The organism is Pseudomonas sp. RA_35y_Pfl2_P32 (assembly GCF_963970735.1).
Classification (GTDB): domain Bacteria; phylum Pseudomonadota; class Gammaproteobacteria; order Pseudomonadales; family Pseudomonadaceae; genus Aquipseudomonas.
Genome location: NZ_CAXAQF010000001.1, coordinates 14,875 through 35,380, shown reverse-complemented (window position 1 = coordinate 35,380; position 20,506 = coordinate 14,875). Strand labels below are relative to the sequence as shown.

Genomic DNA, 20,506 nt, shown 5'->3' with positions numbered 1-20,506 from the left:
TGTTATGACTGCCCGCAGTCTAAACAACAGGTCGTGACGGCCAGGTAACGAAGGCGCCGAGTTATGTCACCAGGCTGTGACATTGAGCACCCTTGCACACAGGCTCACCGCTACCCCCTGTGGGAGCGGGCTTGCCCGCGATCAACGATAACGCGGTCCCTGATTAATCCACACTGCGCGGCAACTGCAACGTCACCCGCAACCCGCCCTCGCGCAAATTCTGCAAACTCACTTCGCCGCCATGGCTATGGGCAATGTTGCGCGCGATCCCCAATCCCAGGCCATACCCCTGCTGCTGCCCGGCCAGGCGAAAGTGCGGCTCGAACACCTGTTCCAGGCGCTGCTGCGGCACCCCCGGGCCTTCGTCGTCGACGTGCAGGATAAACGCGCTGTCATCGTCATCGATGTGCAGGTGAGCGGTCTGTCCGTACTTCAGGGCGTTGTCGATCAGGTTGCCGATGCAGCGCTTGAGCGCCAGGGGTTTGCCCGGATAGGTTGCCAGTGCCCGCCCCTGCTGGGTCACGCGGCCGTTGCCGTGGGGCGCCAGGTAAGGTTCCACCAGGCATTCGAGCACGTGATTGAGGTCCACTGGCTCGATGTTCTCGTGAATGTCGGTGTCCTTGACGCATTGCAGCGCGCCCTTGACCAGCAATTCCAGCTCGTCCAGGTCGCGGCCGAACTTGGCCTGCAACTGCTCGTCGTCCAGCAACTCGACCCGCAGCCGCAGCCGCGTGATCGGTGTGCGCAAGTCGTGGGAAATGGCGCTGAACAGTTGGCTACGCTCGGTCAGGTAGCGGCTGATGCGCTCACGCATGGCGTTGAATGCACGACCCACTTCGACCACTTCACTGCCGCCGCCCTCGGCCACCGGTTGCACGTCGGCGCCCAGGGACATGTCCCGCGCCGCCCGCGCCAGGCGCTTGAGCGGCCGGCTTTGCCAATGCACCAGCAGGCCGATGAACAGCAACAGGAAGCCGCTGGTGAGCACGATGAACCACACCTGCTGCGACGGCAGGCCCTGCTCTTCCAGGCTGGTGTAGGGCTCGGGCAACAGGGAGGCGATGTACAGCCATTCGCCCTTGGCCAGCTGGATCTGGGTCACCAGCACCGGCGGGTTGACCGGCTCCAGCGTCAGCGCGTAGTGCGCCCAGGAGCGCGGCAATTCATCGAGCTTCAAGCCGCCATTGAAGATCCGCAGATCATCGGGGCTGACAAACTGCACGGAAATATCGGTGTCGGCCCCCAGCGACGTGCGCAGCACCTCGTCCACCGCGGCCAGCACCGCCTGCTTGCGCGGGGTGGCGGGCAGCAGCTGCATGTCCAGGGGTTTGTCGTTGAGGGTCACCACAAACCGGGTGCCGCCCATGCTGCGCAATTGGTCCAGCACCAGCGGCCGATAAGCCACCGGCAAGGAGCGGAAGTAACTGACGCTGGCGTTCATCGAATGGGCCAGGCTGCGGGCGGCGGTCACCAGCCCTTCGAGCTGGGTGGCGCGCAACTGCGAGACCCAGATCACGCTCGACAGGGCCTGGGCGAACAGCACCGCCAGCAAGGTCAGCAGGAGCATCCGCCCCAGCAGCGAGCGCGGCACCGGGACCTTGCGCAGCAACCGGGCGAAGAACTCAGAGGCCATTGCTGGCGACCACGCTGGCCGCCAGTTGATAACCGCTGCCGCGCACGGTGCGGATCAGCCGTGGTGGTTTTTCGGTGTCGCGCAGGCGCTGGCGCAAGCGGCTGACCGCCATGTCGACAATCCGGTCCAGGGGCATCAAGTCGCGGCCCCGGGTGGCGTTGCCGATGGTGTCGCGGTCGAGGATGGCCTGGGGGTGATCGAGGAACAGTTTCAGCAGGGCAAAATCGGCGCCGGAGAGAATCACCTCCTCGCCGTCGGTGTGAAACAGACGGTGGCTGACCATGTCCAGCCGCCACTCGTCGAACGCCAGCACTTCGCCGCCCGAACGCTCCTGGCCGAACTGGGCCCGGCGCAGCAGGGCCTTGATCCGCGCCTGCAGTTCACGGGGGCTGAAGGGTTTGCCCAGGTAGTCGTCGGCGCCCAGCTCCAGGCCAATGACCCGGTCGGCCTCGTCGGAACTGGCGGTGAGCATGATGATCGGCACATGGGCCTGGCGCGGGTGCTGGCGAACCCAGCGACACAGGCTGAAGCCGTCTTCGTCCGGCAGCATCACGTCGAGGATCACCAGGTCGCAGGGCGCATCGTTCAGCGCCTGGCGAAACCCCGCACCATCGGGCGTGGTACGCACCTGAAAGCCGGCGCGACTGAGGTAAGTGTCCAGCAACTCGCGTATTTCCTGATCGTCATCGACCAACAAAATCGACTTGTTGACTGAGCTCACGGGCGGCTTCCTTATTGTTATGAAAGGGGCGGATTATGCCTGTTCGAGCGCCACACCCGCACCCACCAGGCCGGAATACGGGGCGGTCACCAGCCACACCGGAATACCCTGGAAATACTTGCTCATGCAGCCCTTGTCGGCAAAACAACGGGCGAATCCACTTTCCAGGAAAAAATCGGCAAACCGCGGGATCACCCCACCGACAATGTAGACCCCGCCACGGGCACCGGTGGTCAGCACGTTGTTGCCCGCCACCCGACCCAGCCAGCAGCAGAACTGCTCGAGCACTTCGCGGGCAATCGGGTCGCCGGCCAGGCCGGCGGCGGTGATGGCTTGCGGGGTGTCGAGTGTTGGCGCGTGCCCGTCTACCGCGCAGATCGCCCGGTACAGCCGTGGCAAGCCACCGCCGCAGAGCACGGTTTCTGCGCTGACATGGCCCATTTCGCTATAGAGGTGCTGCCACAGCTGGGTTTCCCGTGGGCTGCTCAACGGCAGGTCGACATGCCCGCCCTCACCGGGCAGGGCCGCCCAGCGTCCCTGTCCCTGATCGAGCAAGGTGCCGACCCCCAGGCCCGTGCCCGGGCCGATCACCACCGCCGGGCGCAACGGCTCGGGGGTGCCCGCGCAGACCACGCGAAACTCCTCCGGCTGCAGGCGGGTCATGCCCAGGGCCATGGCCGAGAAATCATTCACCAGCAACAGGCGCTCGAGCTGCAAGGCCTCGCAGAACGCCCTGCGACTCAGGCGCCAGTGGTTGTTGGTGAAGCGAAACTCATCGCCACTGACCGGACCGGCCACCGACAGGCAGACCGCACCGATCGCGCCGGGCGCCAGGCCCAGGCCCTTGAGATAGACACCAATGGCGTCTTCCGGGCAGGCAAAGTCGGCTGTCGCCAGCACCTGGACCGACTCCAGGTGCTGGTCTTTCCACAAGGCAAAACGCGCATTGGTACCACCAATGTCACCGACCAGCGCTAGCTTCACTTAAGGGTCTCCAAGGCAGAGGTAAAGGCGCTGGCGCCCTGCTCTGCCGAGCTGAAGGCCATGCGCATGAAACCGAACAGTTCGCGCCCGCAACCAATGCCGTTATCCAGCAGGCCAGTGGCCGGGGTGCGCGCGGCAAATTCTGCGGCGTCCACCAGCACTTGCAGAGTGCCTTTGACGCCATCGACGCGGATCATATCGCCCTCTTGCACGCGGGCCAAAGCACCACCGACAAAAGCCTCGGGGCTGACGTGAATGGCCGCCGGGATTTTCCCCGACGCACCGGACATCCGCCCGTCCGTGACCAGCGCCACTTTGAAGCCACGATCCTGCAGCACGCCGAGGAACGGGGTCATCTTGTGCAGCTCCGGCATACCGTTGGAACGCGGGCCCTGGAAGCGCATCACCGCGACAAAATCCTTCTCCAGCAGGCCAGCCTTGAACGCATCGGCCAGGTCCTGCTGGTCCTGGAACACCATGGCTGGAGCCTCGACCACCTGATGCTCCGGGGCCACCGCCGAGACTTTCATCACCCCGCGCCCCAGGTTGCCTTCCATCACGCGCAGGCCGCCTTCGGCCGAGAACGCCCGGGCCACCGGCCGCAGGATGTTTTCATCGAGGCTTTCGCTCGGGCCTTCGCGCCATACCAGTTGGCCGTCCTCGAGGAAGGGCTCCTGGGTGTAGCGACTCAGGCCGTGGCCGGCCACGGTGTTGACGTTTTCATGGAGCAGACCGGCCGCCAGCAGTTCACGGATCAGGAACGACATGCCGCCCGCCGCCTGGAAGTGGTTGATGTCGGCCTTGCCGTTCGGGTAGACGTGGCTCAGGGTCGGCACCACCTCGGAGAGGTCGGCCATGTCCTGCCAGGTCAGCTGGATGCCCGCAGCCATGGCAATCGCCGGCATGTGCAGGGTGTGGTTGGTCGAGCCACCGGTGGCGTGCAGGGCCACGATCGAGTTGACCAGCGAGCGCTCGTCGACGATTTCGCCGATCGGCATGAAGTTGCCGCTCTGCTTGGTCAGGCGCGTGATCTGGAACGCCGCTTCGCGGGTCAGGGCATCACGCAGCGGGGTGTTCGGGTTGACGAACGAAGCCCCCGGCAGGTGCAGGCCCATGACTTCCATCAGCAACTGGTTGGTGTTGGCGGTGCCGTAGAAGGTGCACGTGCCCGGGCTGTGGTAGGACTTCATTTCCGATTCCAGCAGCTCTTCGCGGCTGGCCTTGCCTTCGGCGTAGCGCTGACGTACGTCGGCTTTTTCCTTGTTGGAAATCCCCGAAACCATCGGCCCACCCGGGACGAAGATGGTCGGCAGGTGACCAAAGCGCAGCGAACCCATCATCAGGCCCGGGACGATTTTGTCGCAGATGCCCAGCATCATGGCCGCATCGAACATGTTGTGGGACAGCGCCACGGCGGTCGACAGCGCGATCACTTCACGGCTGGCAATTCCCAGCTCCATGCCCGGCTCGCCCTGGGTCACCCCGTCACACATCGCCGGGACACCCCCGGCGAACTGACCGACCGAGCCGATCTCGCGCAGCGCCTGCTTGATCTGTTCCGGGTAGGTCTCGTACGGCTGGTGCGCCGAGAGCATGTCGTTATATGACGAAACAATTGCCACGTTGGCCGCGTTCATCATCCGCAGGCTTTGCTTGTCTTCGGTGCCGCACCCGGCCACGCCGTGGGCGAAGTTGGCACATTGCAGCTTGCCGCGCATCGGGCCATCACTGGCGGCGCCGCGAATCAATGCAAGGTAAGCCTCACGGGTAGCGCGGCTACGGGTGATAAGCCGTTCGGTGACCTCAAGTACGCGGGGATGCATGTGTAGAACTCCAGGCTAACGGATGTGGCGACCTGTTCGTGTCTATGCTGGCCAAGAGGCGTCCACGCGGGTCGCGCTGACGGTTTTCTTGACCACTCGGACCAGTTGATTCAGGTCACTCGTTGTAGATAAGACAAAATATTGCCACTAAAAAGGCTTGTTTTCTATTTTTATGCGAATAATCTTGTAATTCCAACAACAAAACGACGGCGGCGCTGCTCAAATGACTCTTCGAATCGCAATCAATGGTTTTGGCCGTATTGGCCGCAACGTCCTACGGGCACTGTATACCCAAGGCTACCGTCAGGATTTGCAAATCGTCGCCATCAACGACCTGGGCGACAGCTCGATGAACGCCCACCTGCTCAAGTACGACACCGTGCACGGCACGTTTGACGCCCAGGTGCAGCACGACCAGGAGAGCCTGACGGTCAACGGCGACCGCATCGCGGTCAGCGCCATTCGCAACCCGGCCGACCTGCCCTGGGCTGCGGAAAAGATCGACGTGGTGTTCGAATGCACCGGTCTGTTCACCGACCGGGCCAAGGCCGCCGCGCATATTAGCGCCGGCGCGCGCAAAGTGATCATTTCGGCTCCGGCCAAGGGCGCCGATGCGACCGTGGTCTACGGGGTCAACCACGACATCCTGCGCCAGTCGCACCAAATCATTTCCAACGCCTCGTGCACCACCAACTGCCTGGCCCCGGTGGCCCAGGTGCTGCACCGCGAGCTGGGCATCGAGAGTGGCCTGATGACCACCATCCACGCCTACACCAACGACCAGAACCTGACGGACGTCTACCACAGCGACCCGTACCGCGCCCGGTCGGCCACCCAGAACATGATTCCGAGCAAGACCGGTGCCGCAGAAGCGGTGGGCCTGGTGCTGCCGGAACTGGCCGGCAAGCTGACCGGCATGGCCGTGCGTGTGCCGGTGATCAACGTCTCGCTGGTGGACCTGACCGTGCAGCTCAAGCGCGAAGCCACCGCCGATGAGGTCAACGCGCTGCTGCGCGAGGCCAGCCGGCACTCCAAGATCCTCGGCTACAACACCCTGCCCCTGGTCTCCAGCGACTTCAACCACAACCCGCTGTCGTCGATTTTCGACGCCAACCACACCAAAGTCAGCGGCAAGCTGCTCAAGGTCCTGGCCTGGTATGACAACGAATGGGGTTTCTCCAACCGTATGCTGGATAACTGCCTGGCGCTGTGCAACGCCGAGTAAGCAATGCTGGAGCTGCCACCGGCAGCTCCCCTCTGGTTTTGTTGGAGCCCCCCGATGATCGGCATCACCTTCACCGAAAAAACCATGGCGGCGCGCAAGCGCATCGCCCTGGTCGCCCATGACCACTGCAAGGTATTCCTGCTCGACTGGGCCGAGCGCCAGAGGCACAAGCTCGCCCAACATGAACTGGTCGCCACCGGCACCACCGGCCTGCTGCTCAGCCAACGCCTGGACCTGCCCGTGCAAAGCATGATCAGCGGCCCACTGGGTGGTGATCAGCAACTGGGGGCGCAAATCGCCGAACAGCGCGTGGACCTGCTGGTGTTCTTCTGGGACCCCTTCGAACCACAACCCCACGACCCGGACATCAAGGCGCTGCTGCGGGTAGCGGCCGTCTGGAACATTGCGGTGGCCTGCAACGAATGCAGCGCCGACTACCTGCTCAGCAGCCCGCTGCTGGATCAGCCACACGCCCACCGGATCCCCGATTACCCGGCCTACCTGCAAGGCCGCCGATAATTCCTACAGAAAGAAGCGCTTGACCATCGGTACGGATGATAAGCATTATCATTCGCTTGAAATCGATCAGGTCTTACTGTGAGTCAAGCGCGCTTCAACCACGTCTTCCTCGCCCAGCGCGTCTCGCTGCTGCGCACCCTGGAGCGGATGGTCAATAACCACAGCACCGCCGAGGACCTGTTGCAGGAAACCTACCTGCGCGTGACCCGGGCCCTGAATGAACGGGCCATCGACCACCTGGAACCCTTCGTCTTTCAAACCGCCCGCAACCTGGCGCTGGACCACCTGCGCGCCCGCCGTATCCAGTCACGCACGATGCTCGAGGATGTACCGCTGGAGGTGGTGCAGAATGTCGCCGCGCCGCTCAGCAGTGCCGAGGACGCCGCCCATGCCGAACAGATGCTCGAGCGCTTGAACATCAGCCTCAACCAACTGACCCCGCGCCAACAACAGATTTTCATCCTCAGCCGCCTGCACGGCCACAGCTACCTGGAGATCGCCGAGAAACTCAGCGTGTCCCTGAGCACCGTGCAAAAGGACCTGAAGCTGATCATGGCGATCTGTGTTGGCGTCGCCGACCGTCTCAATGGCCGTTGAGTCGGTCGGCCCCTGGTTTTGCACTCCTGCGTCAAGGCGTCGGCTTTGTTACCCTTAGTCGAAGTTTGTAACACTCTTATCCAGAACCAGCCGCGCGCAGACGTGGCCGAGGAACACCCGTGACGGACAGCCACCACTCCCACCCGCCAACCCCGGCGCGGGATTCAGCCAGCACCCGGGCGATGGACCAGGCCCTGGACTGGCTGATCGTGCTGGACAGTCCGAGCGAGACACAAAGCCGTGAGTTCCACGCCTGGCTCGCCGCCGACCCGCGCAACGCCGAGGCCTTCGCCATGGCCCAGGCCATCTGGGACGGCCCGCAAGTGGCGCAGTGCGCACAGACGCTAGACCGCGCCAAGCGCAAGGTCAGTGTGCTCGGGCGCCTGCGCCCCCATTGGAAACCCCTGGCCAGCGCGGCGGTGCTGCTGCTCGGCCTGTTCAGTTTCAGCAACCTGCCCATGCGCCTGCAGGCCGATCACTTGACCGTGGTCGGCGAGCGCCAGCGCCTGCAATTGGAGGACGGCTCGAAAGTCCTGCTCAATACCAACTCAGCCTTCTCCAGCACCATCAACGATCAACAACGCGTGGCCCGCCTGTTCCAGGGCGAAGCCTATTTCGAGGTGGCCGCCAATCGTGGCCTGCCCCTGGAAATCGATGCCGGACCGGTCACCGCCAGCGTGCGCGACACCTCTTTTGCCGTGCGCTACCTGGACGGCGTCGCCCAAGTGCGGGTGCAGCGCGGCGATGTCGACCTGCGCAGCGCCCACAGCGATGCCCGGGTGCGCCTGAGCGCCGGCGAAAGCATTCGCATCGGGCCCAATGGTTTCGATCAACCGGCCCGCCTCGACCCGGCGACTGACCTGGCGTGGGTCCAGGGCCGCCTGGTGTTCGAAAACTGCCCGCTGAACCAGGTCCTGGCCGAGCTGCGCCGCTACTACCCGGGCTGGATCATCAACAACAACGAACAGTTGGCCAACGTTTCGGTCACCGGCAACTACCGCCTCGACCAGCCACTGGACGTGGTCCGGTCGCTGGCGCAGATCACCTCCGCCAAGCTCCAGGAATTCCCGGCGCTGGTGATCCTGAACTGAATGAGAATTATTTTTACTCGATAGTCATTTCCCGTACGTCTCGTTATAGCCAATGCAATTGATTCGCATCTCTGATGCCAATCTGCACCTATACGATTCGTGCGACACGGAGCGCTATCGATGTCCTCTCGCCTTACCCGCCGGTCCTCTTCACCTTCCGCCCGCGTGCACAACTGCACGCTGTCCCTGCTGACCGCTGCCATGCTGCTGGCCGGTACCCAGGCCGCGCCTGTCATGGCGGCCACCCCGGCCCAACAGCCAAGCCGCACCCTGGGCGACTACAGTTTCGCCATTGCCCAGCAGCCACTGGTCTCGGCCCTCAATGCGTTCACCGCCGTCACCGGCTGGCAAGTCGGCTTGCCGGCAGAACTGGCGCAAGGCGTGGCCTCGCCAGGCGTGCACGGCGCACTGACCCCGGAAAAAGCCCTGGATCGCCTGTTGGTGGGGACCAACCTGAGCTATCGCAAGCTGGGCAGCAACAACATCGTGCTGGAGAAACGCAGCGCCGGCGGCACCCTTGCCCTGCAGCAGATGACCATCAGCGCCACGCGCCAGGAGCAGAGCGTCGACAGCGTGCCCAGCACCGTGACCGTGCACACCCGCGAAGAATTGGATCGCAACAACGTCAACACCATCAAGGAGCTGGTGCGCTATGAGCCGGGCGTATCGGTCGGCGGTACCGGCACCCGGGGCGGCATCAGCGGCTACAACATTCGCGGCATCGACGGCGACCGGATCCTGACCCAGGTCGACGGCGTCGAGATTCCCAACGGTTTCTTCAACGGCCCATACGCCAAGACCCAACGCAACTACGTCGACCCGGAAATCGTCAAGCGCGTGGAAATCCTCCGCGGCCCGGCGTCAGTGCTGTACGGCAGCAACGCCATCGGCGGCGCGGTGAGCTACTTCACCCTCGACCCGGACGACATCATCAAGCCCGGCCAGGATGTCGGTGCCCGCCTGAAAACCGGTTACAGCTCCGCCAATGACAGCTGGCTGAAATCCGCCACCGTCGCCGGGCGCGCCGATCAGTTCGACGGCCTGCTGCACTTCAGCCAGCGCGATGGCCATGAAACCGAATCCTACGGCCACAACAACGGCACCGGCCTGGATCGCACCGCGGCCAACCCGGAAGACGTGCGCACCACTAACGTGCTGGCCAAGGCCGGCTGGAACTACGCCGAAGATGCACGCCTGGGCCTGACCTACGAGAAGTACAAGGACGACCGCGACTCCGACCAGCTAAGCGCCGTCGGCGGCCCGTTCAACAACGGCCAGCCCCTGGGCATGTACCGCTCGCGCACCGGTAACGACACCGTCAGCCGCGAACGTTTTGGCCTGGAAAACAGCTTCGCCGTCGATGCCCTGCTGGTGGACAACCTCAAGTGGAGCCTGAACTACCAGATCGCCAAGACTGACCAGACCACCCTGGAAAACTACTTCCCGTTCAGCCGTAACGTGATGCGCTCGCGCGAAACCCTCTACGAGGAAAAGCAGTGGGTGTTCGACGCCCAACTGGACAAGGCGTTCACCATCGGCGAGACCGGCCATGTGCTGACCTACGGCACCAACATCAAACACCAGAAAGTCACCGGCTCGCGCAGCGGCAGCGGCACCTGCCTGGCGGTAGGCCGTGGCTGCAGCGCCGTCGGCGCCATCAGCCCCGGCGATGTGCTGAAAAAATCCAGCGACTTCCCGGACCCGACCCTCGACACCTACAGCCTGTTCGCCCAGGACCAGATCACCTGGAACGACTGGACCTTCCTCCCGGGCCTGCGCTACGACTACACCAAGCTCAAGCCCCATGTCACCCAGGAGTTCCTCAACACCGTAGCGCCTGATGGCCTGGGCACCGTCAGCGACGAGAACAAGACCTGGCACCGGGTCACGCCCAGGTTCGGCCTGACCTACACGCTGAACGACAACTACACCTGGTTCGGCCAGTACGCCGAAGGCTTCCGCACCCCGACCGCCAAGGCCTTGTACGGTCGCTTCGAAAACACCAACCCGGGCTACAGCGTGGCGCCGAACCCGGACCTGGAGCCGGAAAAAAGCCAGAGCTACGAGACCGGCCTGCGCGGCAACTTCGAGGCCGGCAATTTCGACATGGTGGTGTTCTATAACAAGTACCGCGACTTCATCAACGAAGACGCCGTGACCCCCGGCTACAACGAGCTGACCTTCCAGAGCAACAACATCAAGCACGCCACCATCAAGGGCGTAGAGCTCAAGGGGCGCCTGAACCTCGATACCTTCGGCGCACCACAGGGCCTCTACACCCGGGGCTCGATTGCCTACGCCCACGGTCGCAACAACGACACCGGCGAGCCACTCAACTCGGTCAACCCGCTGACCGGCGTGCTCGGCCTGGGCTATGACCAGGACAGCTACGGCGCCTTGCTCAGCTGGACCCTGGTGCAGAAGAAGAACCTGGTGGACGACAGCAGCTTCAAGTCGCCGGACGGTGTCAGCAGCCAGTTCAAGACCCCAGGCTACGGCGTGCTCGACCTGGCCGGTTTCTACAAGGTCAGCGACGACGTGACCCTCAGTGCGGGCGTGTATAACCTGGCGGACAAGAAGTACTGGCAGTGGGACAACGTGCGCGGTTACGACAGCGTCGGCGAGGCCGCCGTGCTCAGCCCGGCCAACCTCGATCGCCTGACCGAGCCAGGCCGCAACTTCGCGATCAACCTGATCTGGGATATCTGATCGTTAGCCACTGATGGAAATCTCGTTGCGCCTTTTTCCCAGGCGCAGCGAGGATTTTTTACTGTGCTGCGTCTCCTGATTCGTCTAGTTACCAAGCGCATCTCATTCTCAAGGACTTCTCCATGACCGCTGCCGACCCTACTCAACGCCCGAGCCTGCGTTCCCAACGCCTGAACCAGATCACCCACGAGCCCCATGCCAAGCTCGACGCCCTGGTCAAGGCCCATGCGCCGTTTGAAACCCAGGCCAACTTCGCCCGTTTTGTCGTGGCCCAGTACCTGTTCCAGTCGGAACTGAAGTCGCTGTACAACGATCCCGAGCTGATCGCCATCGTCCCCGACCTGGCAGAACGCTGCCGCGCCGACGACGCCAAGGCCGACCTGGCTGACCTCGACACCCCGATCCCGGCCCCGGTGGCAGACGCTGTAAAACAGCCGAGCAAGGCCGAGGCCCTGGGCTGGCTCTTCGTATCCGAAGGCTCGAAACTCGGTGCCGCCTTCCTGATCAAGCGTGCCGTGGGCTTGGGCCTGAGCGAAACCTTCGGTGCCCGCCACCTGGGTGAACCGGCCGGTGGTCGCGCCGAAGGTTGGAAAAACTTCGTCAGGACCCTCGACGGCCTGGCATTCAGCACCGAAGAAGAAGCCGCTGTCGACAAAGGTGCCATCGACGCCTTCAACCGCTTCACCGTATTGCTGGAACAGGCCTACGCCACCGCGCCTGAACTGGCCTGACCGACCCCCTGCCCAACCTGCTTGGGCAGGGCAAACCTGTAGCATTCCGATCCAGCCTTGCGGTCAGCCTCTGAAAAACCCATGTCTCGCCTCGCCCCCTCCCAACTCGCGCGCATCCTCTACGGCCTGCTGGCCTACGTCAGCCTGGGCATTGGTCTGATCGCCATTGTCGTGCCGGGGTTGCCCACCACCGAGTTCATCCTGCTGGCCGCTTGGGCGGCGACCAAGAGTTCGCCGCGCCTGAGTGCGTGGCTGGAAAACCATCGGCTGTTCGGGCCGATCCTGAAAAACTGGCGCAACGGCAAGATTGTTGCGCGCCGGGCCAAGATCAGTGCCACCGTCAGCATGCTGCTGTGTGCGGGGCTGATGCTGCTGATGCTCGATCACGGTTGGCCGATCTACCTCGCCATCGCTGGCATGAGCCTGGGCAACCTGTGGATCTGGTCGCGCCCCGAGTCCCTGCCACACACCTCCTGAGGCCCGCCCCCAGTCGCGAAAGCGACCGTTCGTCGGCTTTTGCTCATGCCCAGCCTTTGTAAGCCGATGTGTCACACATGGCGCTGAATGGATTTGGCGAGCGGGTTGCTCACGACCCTCAGCCCACCAGTCATCCCTTCGCGAGATCGCCCCATGTTCGACTCTCTTTCCATCCGCCTGAAAATCGTGCTGTTGTCCGGACTGTGCCTGTTAGGCGTGGTGGGCCTGATCGTCGGCATGAACATCTACCAGACCAATCAGAACGATCAACTGGTCAGCGCCTCCAGCACCCGAATGCTCACCGCCAGCGTCGAGAGCCTGCTCCAGGCCAAGGCTGCCGAGCAAGCGGTGCGGGTGCAGAAGACCTTCGGCGAAAGCCTGCTGGTGGTGACCGCCCTGGCCGACCAGATCACCGATCTGCGCCGCCTGGCCGGTCAGCGTGCCCTGGATCCGGGCGCCCTGCGCGAGGAGTTGAACCTGAGCCTGAAGACCGCCTTCGAGCGCAACAGCAGAGTGTTGGGAATCTGGCTGGCGTTCGAACCCAATGGCCTGGACGGCCAGGACCAGGGGTTCGTCAACGATGCCGCCCGCCGGTCCAACGAAGCCGGACGTTTCGCCAGTTACTGGAGCCGTGCCGGGGGGACCGGGCAAAACACCATCATGACCGAAGAGGACATGACCAAGACCACCCTCAACCTCAGTGGCACCCCGTACAACAGTTGGTACACCTGCCCCCGCGACAGCAAGCGCACCTGCCTGCTCGACCCCTACGCCGACACCGTCGGCGGCAAGGAAATGCTGATGACCAGTATTTCCGTGCCGTTGCTGGTCAATGGCAAGGCCATCGGCGTGGTCGGTATCGACCTTTCCCTCGACGCCCTGCAAGCCGCCGCCCTCAGCTCCCAGCGGGACCTGTTCGACGGTGCCGGGCACATGCTGATCGTGTCCGGCAGCGGTGTGCTGGCCGGCTATAGCACCGACGCCAGCAAGCTGGGGAAAAACCTCGTCGAGGCCCTGGGCAACGACGGCAAGGACGTGCTGCAACTGCTCAACGCCAACACCGCGAAGATTCTCCAGCAGGGCGACCTGATCCGCGCGGTGCTGCCGGTCAGCCCGATTGCCGACACCAAGCCTTGGGGCGTGGTGATCGACCTGCCCCGGCAAGTGCTGCTGGCCGACTCGCTCAAGCTGCAAACCGTGCTCGATGAAGCCCAGGAGCTTGGCACCTACAAAACCCTGGCCGTGGCCATCGGTGCCGGCCTGCTGGGCCTGCTACTGATAGGGTTGACTGCCTCCGGCGTAACCCGGCCAATCAACAGCGTGGCCGCCATGCTCAAGGCGATTGCCAGCGGCGACGGCGACCTGACCCAACGCCTGAACTACAGCAAGCAAGACGAGTTGGGCGAGCTGGTGAGCTGGTTCAACCGCTTCCTCGACAAACTGCAGCCGACCATCGCGCAGATCAAGCAAAGCATCACCGACGCCCGTGGCACCGCCGACCAGTCCTCGGCAATCGCCCGCCAGACCAGTGAAGGCATGCAGGTGCAGTTCCGCGAAATCGACCAGGTCGCCACGGCCTCCAACGAAATGAGCGCCACCGCCCATGACGTCGCCAACAGCGCCTCGAATGCCGCCAGCGCCGCCAAGGGCGCGGACCAGTCGGCCCGGGACGGGATGTCGATCATCGAACGCAGCACCCGCGACATCAATCAACTGGCCGAAGAAGTCAGCAAGGCGGTGACCGAAGTCGAAGCGCTGGCCGTCAACAGCGAGCAGATCGGCTCGGTGCTGGAAGTCATCCGCAGCATCGCCGAACAGACCAACCTGCTGGCCCTCAACGCCGCGATCGAGGCGGCTCGCGCCGGGGAAAGCGGACGTGGCTTTGCGGTGGTCGCCGATGAAGTGCGCAACCTGGCCAAACGAACCCAGGATTCGGTCGAGGAGATCCGCCTGGTGATCGAGCGGATTCAGACCGGCACCCGCGGCGTGGTCGCCACCATGCATTCGAGCCAGACCCAGGCGCACAACAACGCCGGGCAGATCCAGCAAGCGGTGCAGGCCCTGGGCAAGATCAGCGAAGCAGTCACGGTGATCAGCGACATGAACCTGCAGATCGCCAGCGCTGCCGAGCAGCAGAGCGCCGTGGCCGAAGAGGTCAACCGCAACGTTTCGGCGATCCGCACGGTCACCGAGACCCTGACCGAACAAGCCACCGAGTCGGCGCAGATCAGCAGTCAGCTCAACTCCCTGGCCACCCACCAGATGAAACTGATGGACCAGTTCCGGGTGTAGACCCTCCCACCCCAGCGCTTTTGTTCTATTCTCGAGCCCTCTGTCGGAGGGCTCTCGATGACCGCTATGCTGACTGCCCTGCAAGCCGCACTGGGCTTGCAGAAAACTGCCATCCCGTTCACCGCCGAAGGCGCCCTGCCCTCGGCGTTTGCCGTCACCGACTTGGCCTGCGCCAGCATTGCAGTGGCCGGCCAGGCCCTCAGCGAACTGCTGCTGCAACAGACCGGCCGTTTACCCGCCCTCGAAGTCGACCGTCGCCTTGCGTCCTTCTGGTTCGCCACCTCCCTGCGCCCGCAGGGCTGGACGGTGCCGCCGATGTGGGATCCGCTCGCCGGTGACTACGCCACGGGCGATGGCTGGATCCGCCTGCACACCAACGCCGCCCATCATCGACGCGCCGCCGAACGGGTACTGGGCGCCTGCACCGAGCGCAGCGCGATGGCCGCCAAGGTTGCGTCGTGGGCCAAGGAGGATCTGGAACAGGCGGTGGTCGACGCGGGGGGCTGCGCGGCGGTCATGCGCTCCTGGCAGCAATGGCAGGTCCATCCCCAGGGGGTGGCCGTCAACGCCGAGCCACTGGTGAACTTTGCAGCCCGAGAGGATGAACGCCGCCATGGCGGGTGCGGATCCGTCGCCCGGCCGCTGGCGGGGCTCAGGGTACTGGACCTGACCCGGGTCCTGGCCGGCCCCGCGGCCAGTCGTTTTCTCGCCGGGCTGGGCGCCGATGTGCTGCGCATCGATCCACCCCATTGGCATGAGCCGGGCGTGGTCGCGGAAATGACCCTGGGCAAACGTTGCGCCCACCTTGACCTGCACCAGCGCGGCGATCGCCAGGTGTTTGAAACCCTGCTCAAGGACGCCGACATCCTGCTCCACGGCTACCGCGCCGACGCCCTCGAACGCCTCGGCTACGGTGCCCGCGAACGCCAGGCGCTGGCCCCGGGACTGATCGACGTCAGCCTCAATGCCTATGGCTGGAGCGGTCCCTGGCAGCATCGCCGGGGCTTCGACAGCCTGGTGCAGATGAGCACCGGCATCGCCGAAGCCGGCATGGCCTGGCAACACAACGATCAACCGACGCCCCTGCCGGTGCAGGCCCTGGACCACGCCACCGGGTACCTGATGGCGGCCAGCTGTCTCAAGCTGTTGGCTAACCGCCTGGCCAGCGGCTGCGGCGGCTCGGCCCGTCTGTCACTGGCGCGCACGGCGAAGCTGCTGCTGGAACAGCCCGCCCCACCGCAACCGCCCTTGCGGGCCGAAGCGGCCAGCGACCAGGGCCTGCTGCTGGAACCAACAGCCTGGGGACCGGCCCATCGGCTGCAGGTGCCGTTGAAAATCAACGGCACGCCCTTGCAGTGGGCGCTGCCGGCCGGGGAGCTGGGGGCCCATCGGGCACGGTGGTGAACAGCTGCGACCAAGGGCATTCAGAGATCGTGGGTGCCTGCATGTTCAGTGAGCTCCGACAAATTTGCCGGGTGTCTGCAAAATCTGCTGACAGCCAAGATTCTTGGGGGAGCGGGCCTTTGCTACGCCTCAATCCCCGCGGCTCAAGGACGTCCACAACAGTTGCGCCGCATAACCCCGGTATGGCCGCCAGGCTTGTGCCCGAGCCAACAGGTGCTGGGCGCTGACGGGCTGGCCTTCAAGGGCGGCCAGCGCCTTGATCAGCCCCACATCCCCCGGCGGAAACGCATCCACCTCGCGCATCTGGCGCAAGGCGATGTACTGGGCCGTCCAGTCACCTACGCCCCATAACGCCAGCAACGGCGCCACGGACGCTGGCAGGTCCTCGCGAGCGTCGAACAGCCCGGGATTCTCCAGCAGCGCCCGGGCCACCCCCGACAAAGTGCGCCCACGGCTGCGGGGCATGCCCAGCGTGGCCAGATCGGCCGACGCCACTACCTGCGCCTCGGGAAACACCTGCCTCAGGCCCGGCCACGACGGCTTGGGCTCCGCCAGCGGCGCGCCGTATTGCGCCACCAGCTTGCCCGCCAGCTTGATCGCCGCCGCCACACTGATCTGCTGCCCCAGTACCGCCCGCATGGCCAACTCCAGACCGTCCCAGGCGCCCGGTACACGCAAGCCCGGGCGTCGGGCAATCAACGGTGCCAGCAGTGGGTCCCCGTCCAGGTGCCGGTGAATGGCCGGCAAGTCCGCGTCCAGGTCGAACATCCGTCGCACGCGCGCCACGATCTGCGGCAACGCCGCCGCATCGGCATAGGCCAGTTCTACCGCCAGCCCGTGACCCGGGGCCTGGCTGATGGCAAACGTCCCCTGCACGCCGTGCAGGCAGAAGCTGCGGGCGTATGCCCCAGCGCGGACCACCTCGAGCCCGTCGATGCCCGCGCCGCCAGGAAATCGAGCATGGCCGGCCAGTCGTACGCCCCCTGATAGTCGAGCGTCAGCCTCACAAACTCAGCACGCCGCTGTACAAGCCATAGGCCGCTACCAACGCCCCGGCAATCACGCAGGCGAAAATGCCTTTTTCGATGTGAGTGAACAGCGGCTCGCCCTGCTCATGCTTGGCCTTGGCGAACAGAATCACCCCCGGTGCATACAGCAGCGCCGACAGCAGCAAGTACTTGACCCCGCCGGCATACAGCAGCCAGACCGCATAGACCAGGGCGATCGCACCAATCAGCAAATCCTTGGTGCGCTCGCCCGAGGCGTTTTCATAGGTCTCACCCCGCCCACTCAACAGCACCGCGTAGGCCGCCGACCACAGGTAGGGCACCAGGATCATCGACGAGGCGAGGTAGATCAGGCTGGTGTAGGTGCCGGCGGAAAACAGGGTGATCAGCAGGAACAACTGGATCATCGCGTTGGTCAGCCACAGGGCATTGACCGGCACATGGTTGGCGTTTTCCTTTTTCAGGAACGCCGGCATGGTCTTGTCCCGGGCCGTGGCGAACAGGATTTCGGCACACAGCAGCGCCCAGGACAACAGCGCCCCCAGCAACGAAATGGCCAGGCCGACGCTGATCAGCAAGGCGCCCCACGGCCCGACGATGTGCTCCAGCACGGCCGCCAGCGAAGGGTTTTGCAGGTTGGCCAGTTCTGGCTGACTCATGATCCCCAGCGACAGCACGTTCACCAGCACCAGCAGCGCCAGTACCCCGATAAAGCCGATGACCGTGGCCCGGCCGACGTCGGAGCGTTTTTCCGCGCGGGCCGAATACACGCTGGCACCCTCGATGCCGATGAACACGAACACCGTGACCAGCATCATGTTGCGCACCTGGTCCATCACGCTGCCGAAGTTCGGGTTGCTGCGGCCCCAGATGTCCCGGGTAAAGATGTCAGCCTTGAACGCCACGGCGGCAATCACGATGAACATCACCAGCGGCACGATCTTGGCCACCGTGGTCACCTGGTTGATGAACGCCGCCTCTTTGATCCCGCGCATCACCAGGAAATGCACGGCCCACAGCAGCACCGAGGCGCAGCCGATGGCAATGGGCGTGTTGCCCTGGCCAAACACCGGAAAGAAGTAACCCAGGGTGCTGAACAGCAGCACGAAATAGCCGACGTTGCCCAGCCAGGCACTCATCCAGTAGCCCCAGGCCGACGAAAACCCCATGTAGTCACCAAACCCGGCCTTGGCGTAGGCATACACCCCCGAGTCCAGTTCAGGCTTGCGGTTGGCCAGGGTCTGGAACACGAAGGCCAGGGTCAGCATGCCCACGGCGGTGATGGCCCAGCCGATCAACACGGCCCCCGCATCGGCGCGGGCGGCCATGTTCTGCGGCAAGGAAAAGATCCCGCCACCAATCATCGAGCCGACCACCAGGGCGATCAAGGCACTGAGTCGGAGCTTTTGCGCCGGTTGCGACATCGTTACCTCTCAAATCGACGTTTTGTCATGTTGGCGAACCCTAACAAGTGTTCACTCAATTAAATATCCAGTGCAGCCAGACGTTTATCATTAAAGGATAAAAATTAGACTTCGTTTAGAACAGTCTTATCTATACCGCCGGATGATTTTTCCAGCGTTGTGAAGCATTTCCGATAAATTCACTCTGTACTGAAAACAGCCGGCAAAAGTTTTCACATTCTGGGAAACCAACTAGCTTCATATCTTGCTGCAATACGATGCATTCCCTTTAGATTGACCTGGAAGCCTCTAGGATAGGCTTCTTATCGCGTTAACAAACCTGAGAAAGTCATTCATCAACAATGGAATGTGGCAATGAACTGATCTAAGTCAGCTGTTTGAAACGTCAGCGGATTTACTCTGCGATCTCACTTCTCCTGCAACGGAGTCATGCAATGTCTGAATCTCCCGGAAAACTACGACTAGGTGCCCTGGTCGCGCTTGTGGTCGGCTCCATGATTGGTGGCGGGATCTTTTCCCTGCCCCAGAACATGGCCGCCAGTGCCGATGTCGGCGCTGTGCTGATCGGCTGGGCTATCACCGCTGTCGGTATGTTGACCCTGGCCTTCGTGTTCCAGACCCTGGCCAATCGCAAGCCGAATCTGGATGGCGGGGTCTACGCCTATGCCAAGGCCGGCTTCGGCGACTACATGGGTTTCTCTTCGGCCTGGGGCTACTGGATCAGTGCCTGGCTGGGGAACGTCGGTTACTTCGTATTGCTGTTCAGCACCCTGGGTTACTTCTTCCCGATTTTCGGCGAAGGCAACACCGTCGCCGCCGTCATCGGTGCGTCCGTGTTGTTGTGGGCCGTGCACTTCCTGGTCCTGCGCGGGATCAAGGAAGCCGCGTTCATCAACCTGGTGACCACGGTGGCCAAGGTCGTACCGCTGCTGCTGTTTGTGCTGATCGCCATTTTCGCTTTCAAACTGGACATCTTCACGGCCGACATCTGGGGGATCAAGAACCCGGACCTGGGCAGCGTGATGGACCAGGTGCGCAACATGATGCTGGTCACCGTCTGGGTGTTCATCGGCATCGAGGGTGCGAGCATCTTCTCCTCCCGTGCGGAAAAACGCTCGGACGTGGGTAAAGCCACGGTGATCGGCTTCATTACCGTGCTGCTGTTCCTGGTGCTGGTGAACGTGCTGTCGCTGGGCATCATGACTCAACCGGAACTGGCCAAACTGCAGAACCCGTCGATGGCCGCCGTGCTGGAGCACGTGGTGGGTCACTGGGGGGCGGTGCTGATCAGCGTCGGCCTGATCATCTCCCTGCTCGGCGCCCTGCTGTCATGGGTCCTGTTGTGCGCGGAGATCATGTTCGCCGCCGCCAAAGACCACACCATGCCGGAGTTCCTGCGCAAGGAAAACGAGAACCACGTACCGGTCAATGCCCTGTGGCTGACCAACGCCATGGTGCAGATCTTCCTGATCATCACCCTGTTCTCGGCCAGTACCTACCTGTCGCTGATCTACCTCGCCACCTCGATGATCCTGGTGCCTTACCTGTGGTCGGCGGCCTACGCCCTGCTGCTGGCAGTGCGCGGCGAGACCTATGAGAACGCCCTGGCCGAACGCAAGAAAGACCTGTTTATCGGTGGCGTGGCCCTGATCTATGCGGTCTGGCTGATTTATGCCGGCGGCCTCAAATACCTGCTGCTGTCCGCCCTGCTCTATGCCCCTGGCGTGATCCTGTTCGCCAAGGCCAAGCACGAGTTGGGCAAACCGATTTTCACCAACGTCGAGAAGCTGATTTTCGCCGCGGTCGTCATAGGTGCCCTGGTGGCGGCCTATGGACTCTACGACGGCTTCCTGACCCTGTAACACTCAA

General features: G+C 63.5%; 15 protein-coding genes and 2 pseudogenes. 11 read left to right on the top strand and 6 right to left on the bottom strand.

From position 1 onward, the window contains the following. Positions 1–163: 163 nt before the first annotated feature. The 4 genes from AACY45_RS00140 to edd are packed head-to-tail and all read right to left on the bottom strand — an operon-like array spanning position 164 to position 5,161. The gene (locus AACY45_RS00140; protein ID WP_339543586.1) at positions 164–1,633 is read right to left on the bottom strand and encodes an ATP-binding protein; all 1,470 of its coding nucleotides are present in this window, start codon (positions 1,631–1,633) and stop codon (positions 164–166) included. After that, complete coding sequence (locus AACY45_RS00135; RefSeq protein ID WP_339543585.1) at positions 1,623–2,354, bottom strand: response regulator transcription factor; 732 nt, start codon at positions 2,352–2,354, stop codon at positions 1,623–1,625. The genes AACY45_RS00140 and AACY45_RS00135 overlap by 11 nt, the downstream gene beginning before the upstream one ends. A gap of 33 nt (positions 2,355–2,387) precedes the next feature. Continuing rightward, positions 2,388–3,338, bottom strand: a complete 951-nt coding sequence (locus AACY45_RS00130) for a glucokinase (RefSeq protein ID WP_339543584.1) — start codon at positions 3,336–3,338, stop codon at positions 2,388–2,390. Beyond that, a complete protein-coding gene (gene edd / locus AACY45_RS00125) occupies positions 3,335–5,161 on the bottom strand; it encodes a phosphogluconate dehydratase (RefSeq protein WP_339543583.1) in 1,827 nt (608 codons plus the stop codon). The genes AACY45_RS00130 and edd overlap by 4 nt, the downstream gene beginning before the upstream one ends. A gap of 223 nt (positions 5,162–5,384) precedes the next feature. On the opposite strand from edd, the gene gap reads away from it, so the two are divergent. The 10 genes and pseudogenes from gap (at position 5,385) to AACY45_RS00080 (ending at position 16,206) form a co-directional block, all read left to right on the top strand. Beyond that, the gene (gene gap / locus AACY45_RS00120; protein WP_339543582.1) at positions 5,385–6,386 is read left to right on the top strand and encodes a type I glyceraldehyde-3-phosphate dehydrogenase; all 1,002 of its coding nucleotides are present in this window, start codon (positions 5,385–5,387) and stop codon (positions 6,384–6,386) included. A gap of 54 nt (positions 6,387–6,440) precedes the next feature. Next, positions 6,441–6,905, top strand: a complete 465-nt coding sequence (locus AACY45_RS00115) for a methylglyoxal synthase (protein WP_339543581.1) — start codon at positions 6,441–6,443, stop codon at positions 6,903–6,905. A 78-nt stretch (positions 6,906–6,983) separates the two neighbouring features. Beyond that, the gene (locus AACY45_RS00110; protein WP_339543580.1) at positions 6,984–7,502 is read left to right on the top strand and encodes an RNA polymerase sigma factor; all 519 of its coding nucleotides are present in this window, start codon (positions 6,984–6,986) and stop codon (positions 7,500–7,502) included. 119 nt (positions 7,503–7,621) lie between these two features. After that, positions 7,622–8,593 carry a FecR family protein gene (locus AACY45_RS00105; RefSeq protein ID WP_339543579.1) on the top strand — a complete coding sequence of 324 codons (972 nt, stop codon included), beginning with the start codon at positions 7,622–7,624 and terminating at the stop codon, positions 8,591–8,593. A 120-nt stretch (positions 8,594–8,713) separates the two neighbouring features. Next, entirely contained in the window at positions 8,714–11,302 is a 2,589-nt protein-coding gene (locus tag AACY45_RS00100) for a TonB-dependent receptor (RefSeq protein WP_339543578.1), read from the top strand. A gap of 122 nt (positions 11,303–11,424) precedes the next feature. Further along, positions 11,425–12,033, top strand: coding sequence for a biliverdin-producing heme oxygenase (locus tag AACY45_RS00095; protein ID WP_339543577.1), 609 nt, complete (start codon positions 11,425–11,427; stop codon positions 12,031–12,033). An 81-nt stretch (positions 12,034–12,114) separates the two neighbouring features. After that, on the top strand, positions 12,115–12,510 hold the full coding sequence (locus tag AACY45_RS00090; protein ID WP_339543576.1) for a YbaN family protein: 396 nt from the start codon (positions 12,115–12,117) through the stop codon (positions 12,508–12,510). Positions 12,511–12,597: 87 nt separating this feature from the next. Next, positions 12,598–13,944: pseudogene (locus AACY45_RS29205) on the top strand (PDC sensor domain-containing protein); the annotation flags it as partial. A gap of 102 nt (positions 13,945–14,046) precedes the next feature. Further along, the gene (locus AACY45_RS29200; RefSeq protein ID WP_371927865.1) at positions 14,047–14,802 is read left to right on the top strand and encodes a methyl-accepting chemotaxis protein; all 756 of its coding nucleotides are present in this window, start codon (positions 14,047–14,049) and stop codon (positions 14,800–14,802) included. A 57-nt stretch (positions 14,803–14,859) separates the two neighbouring features. Beyond that, positions 14,860–16,206 carry a CoA transferase gene (locus AACY45_RS00080; RefSeq protein ID WP_339543574.1) on the top strand — a complete coding sequence of 449 codons (1,347 nt, stop codon included), beginning with the start codon at positions 14,860–14,862 and terminating at the stop codon, positions 16,204–16,206. A 129-nt stretch (positions 16,207–16,335) separates the two neighbouring features. Here the strand turns inward: AACY45_RS00080 and AACY45_RS00075 are convergent. Then, positions 16,336–17,213 (bottom strand): annotated as a pseudogene (locus AACY45_RS00075) (DNA-3-methyladenine glycosylase family protein). After that, complete coding sequence (gene arcD, locus AACY45_RS00070) at positions 17,210–18,637, bottom strand: arginine-ornithine antiporter (protein ID WP_339543573.1); 1,428 nt, start codon at positions 18,635–18,637, stop codon at positions 17,210–17,212. Before arcD (AACY45_RS00070) ends, AACY45_RS00075 begins: the two are co-directional and overlap by 4 nt. A gap of 434 nt (positions 18,638–19,071) precedes the next feature. On the opposite strand from arcD (AACY45_RS00070), the gene arcD (AACY45_RS00065) reads away from it, so the two are divergent. Then, the gene (gene arcD, locus AACY45_RS00065) at positions 19,072–20,499 is read left to right on the top strand and encodes an arginine-ornithine antiporter (protein WP_339543572.1); all 1,428 of its coding nucleotides are present in this window, start codon (positions 19,072–19,074) and stop codon (positions 20,497–20,499) included. Positions 20,500–20,506: the final 7 nt, after the last annotated feature.

Coding starts and splice junctions, on each gene's coding strand:
- AACY45_RS00140 (WP_339543586.1), bottom strand. CDS start 1,633: ATGGCCTCTGAGTTCTTCGCCCGGTTGCTGCGCAAGGTCCCGGTGCCG.
- edd (WP_339543583.1), bottom strand. CDS start 5,161: ATGCATCCCCGCGTACTTGAGGTCACCGAACGGCTTATCACCCGTAGC.
- gap (WP_339543582.1), top strand. CDS start 5,385: ATGACTCTTCGAATCGCAATCAATGGTTTTGGCCGTATTGGCCGCAAC.
- AACY45_RS00115 (WP_339543581.1), top strand. CDS start 6,441: ATGATCGGCATCACCTTCACCGAAAAAACCATGGCGGCGCGCAAGCGC.
- AACY45_RS00100 (WP_339543578.1), top strand. CDS start 8,714: ATGTCCTCTCGCCTTACCCGCCGGTCCTCTTCACCTTCCGCCCGCGTG.
- AACY45_RS00095 (WP_339543577.1), top strand. CDS start 11,425: ATGACCGCTGCCGACCCTACTCAACGCCCGAGCCTGCGTTCCCAACGC.
- AACY45_RS00090 (WP_339543576.1), top strand. CDS start 12,115: ATGTCTCGCCTCGCCCCCTCCCAACTCGCGCGCATCCTCTACGGCCTG.
- AACY45_RS29200 (WP_371927865.1), top strand. CDS start 14,047: ATGCAGGTGCAGTTCCGCGAAATCGACCAGGTCGCCACGGCCTCCAAC.
- AACY45_RS00080 (WP_339543574.1), top strand. CDS start 14,860: ATGACCGCTATGCTGACTGCCCTGCAAGCCGCACTGGGCTTGCAGAAA.
- arcD (WP_339543573.1), bottom strand. CDS start 18,637: ATGTCGCAACCGGCGCAAAAGCTCCGACTCAGTGCCTTGATCGCCCTG.
- arcD (WP_339543572.1), top strand. CDS start 19,072: ATGTCTGAATCTCCCGGAAAACTACGACTAGGTGCCCTGGTCGCGCTT.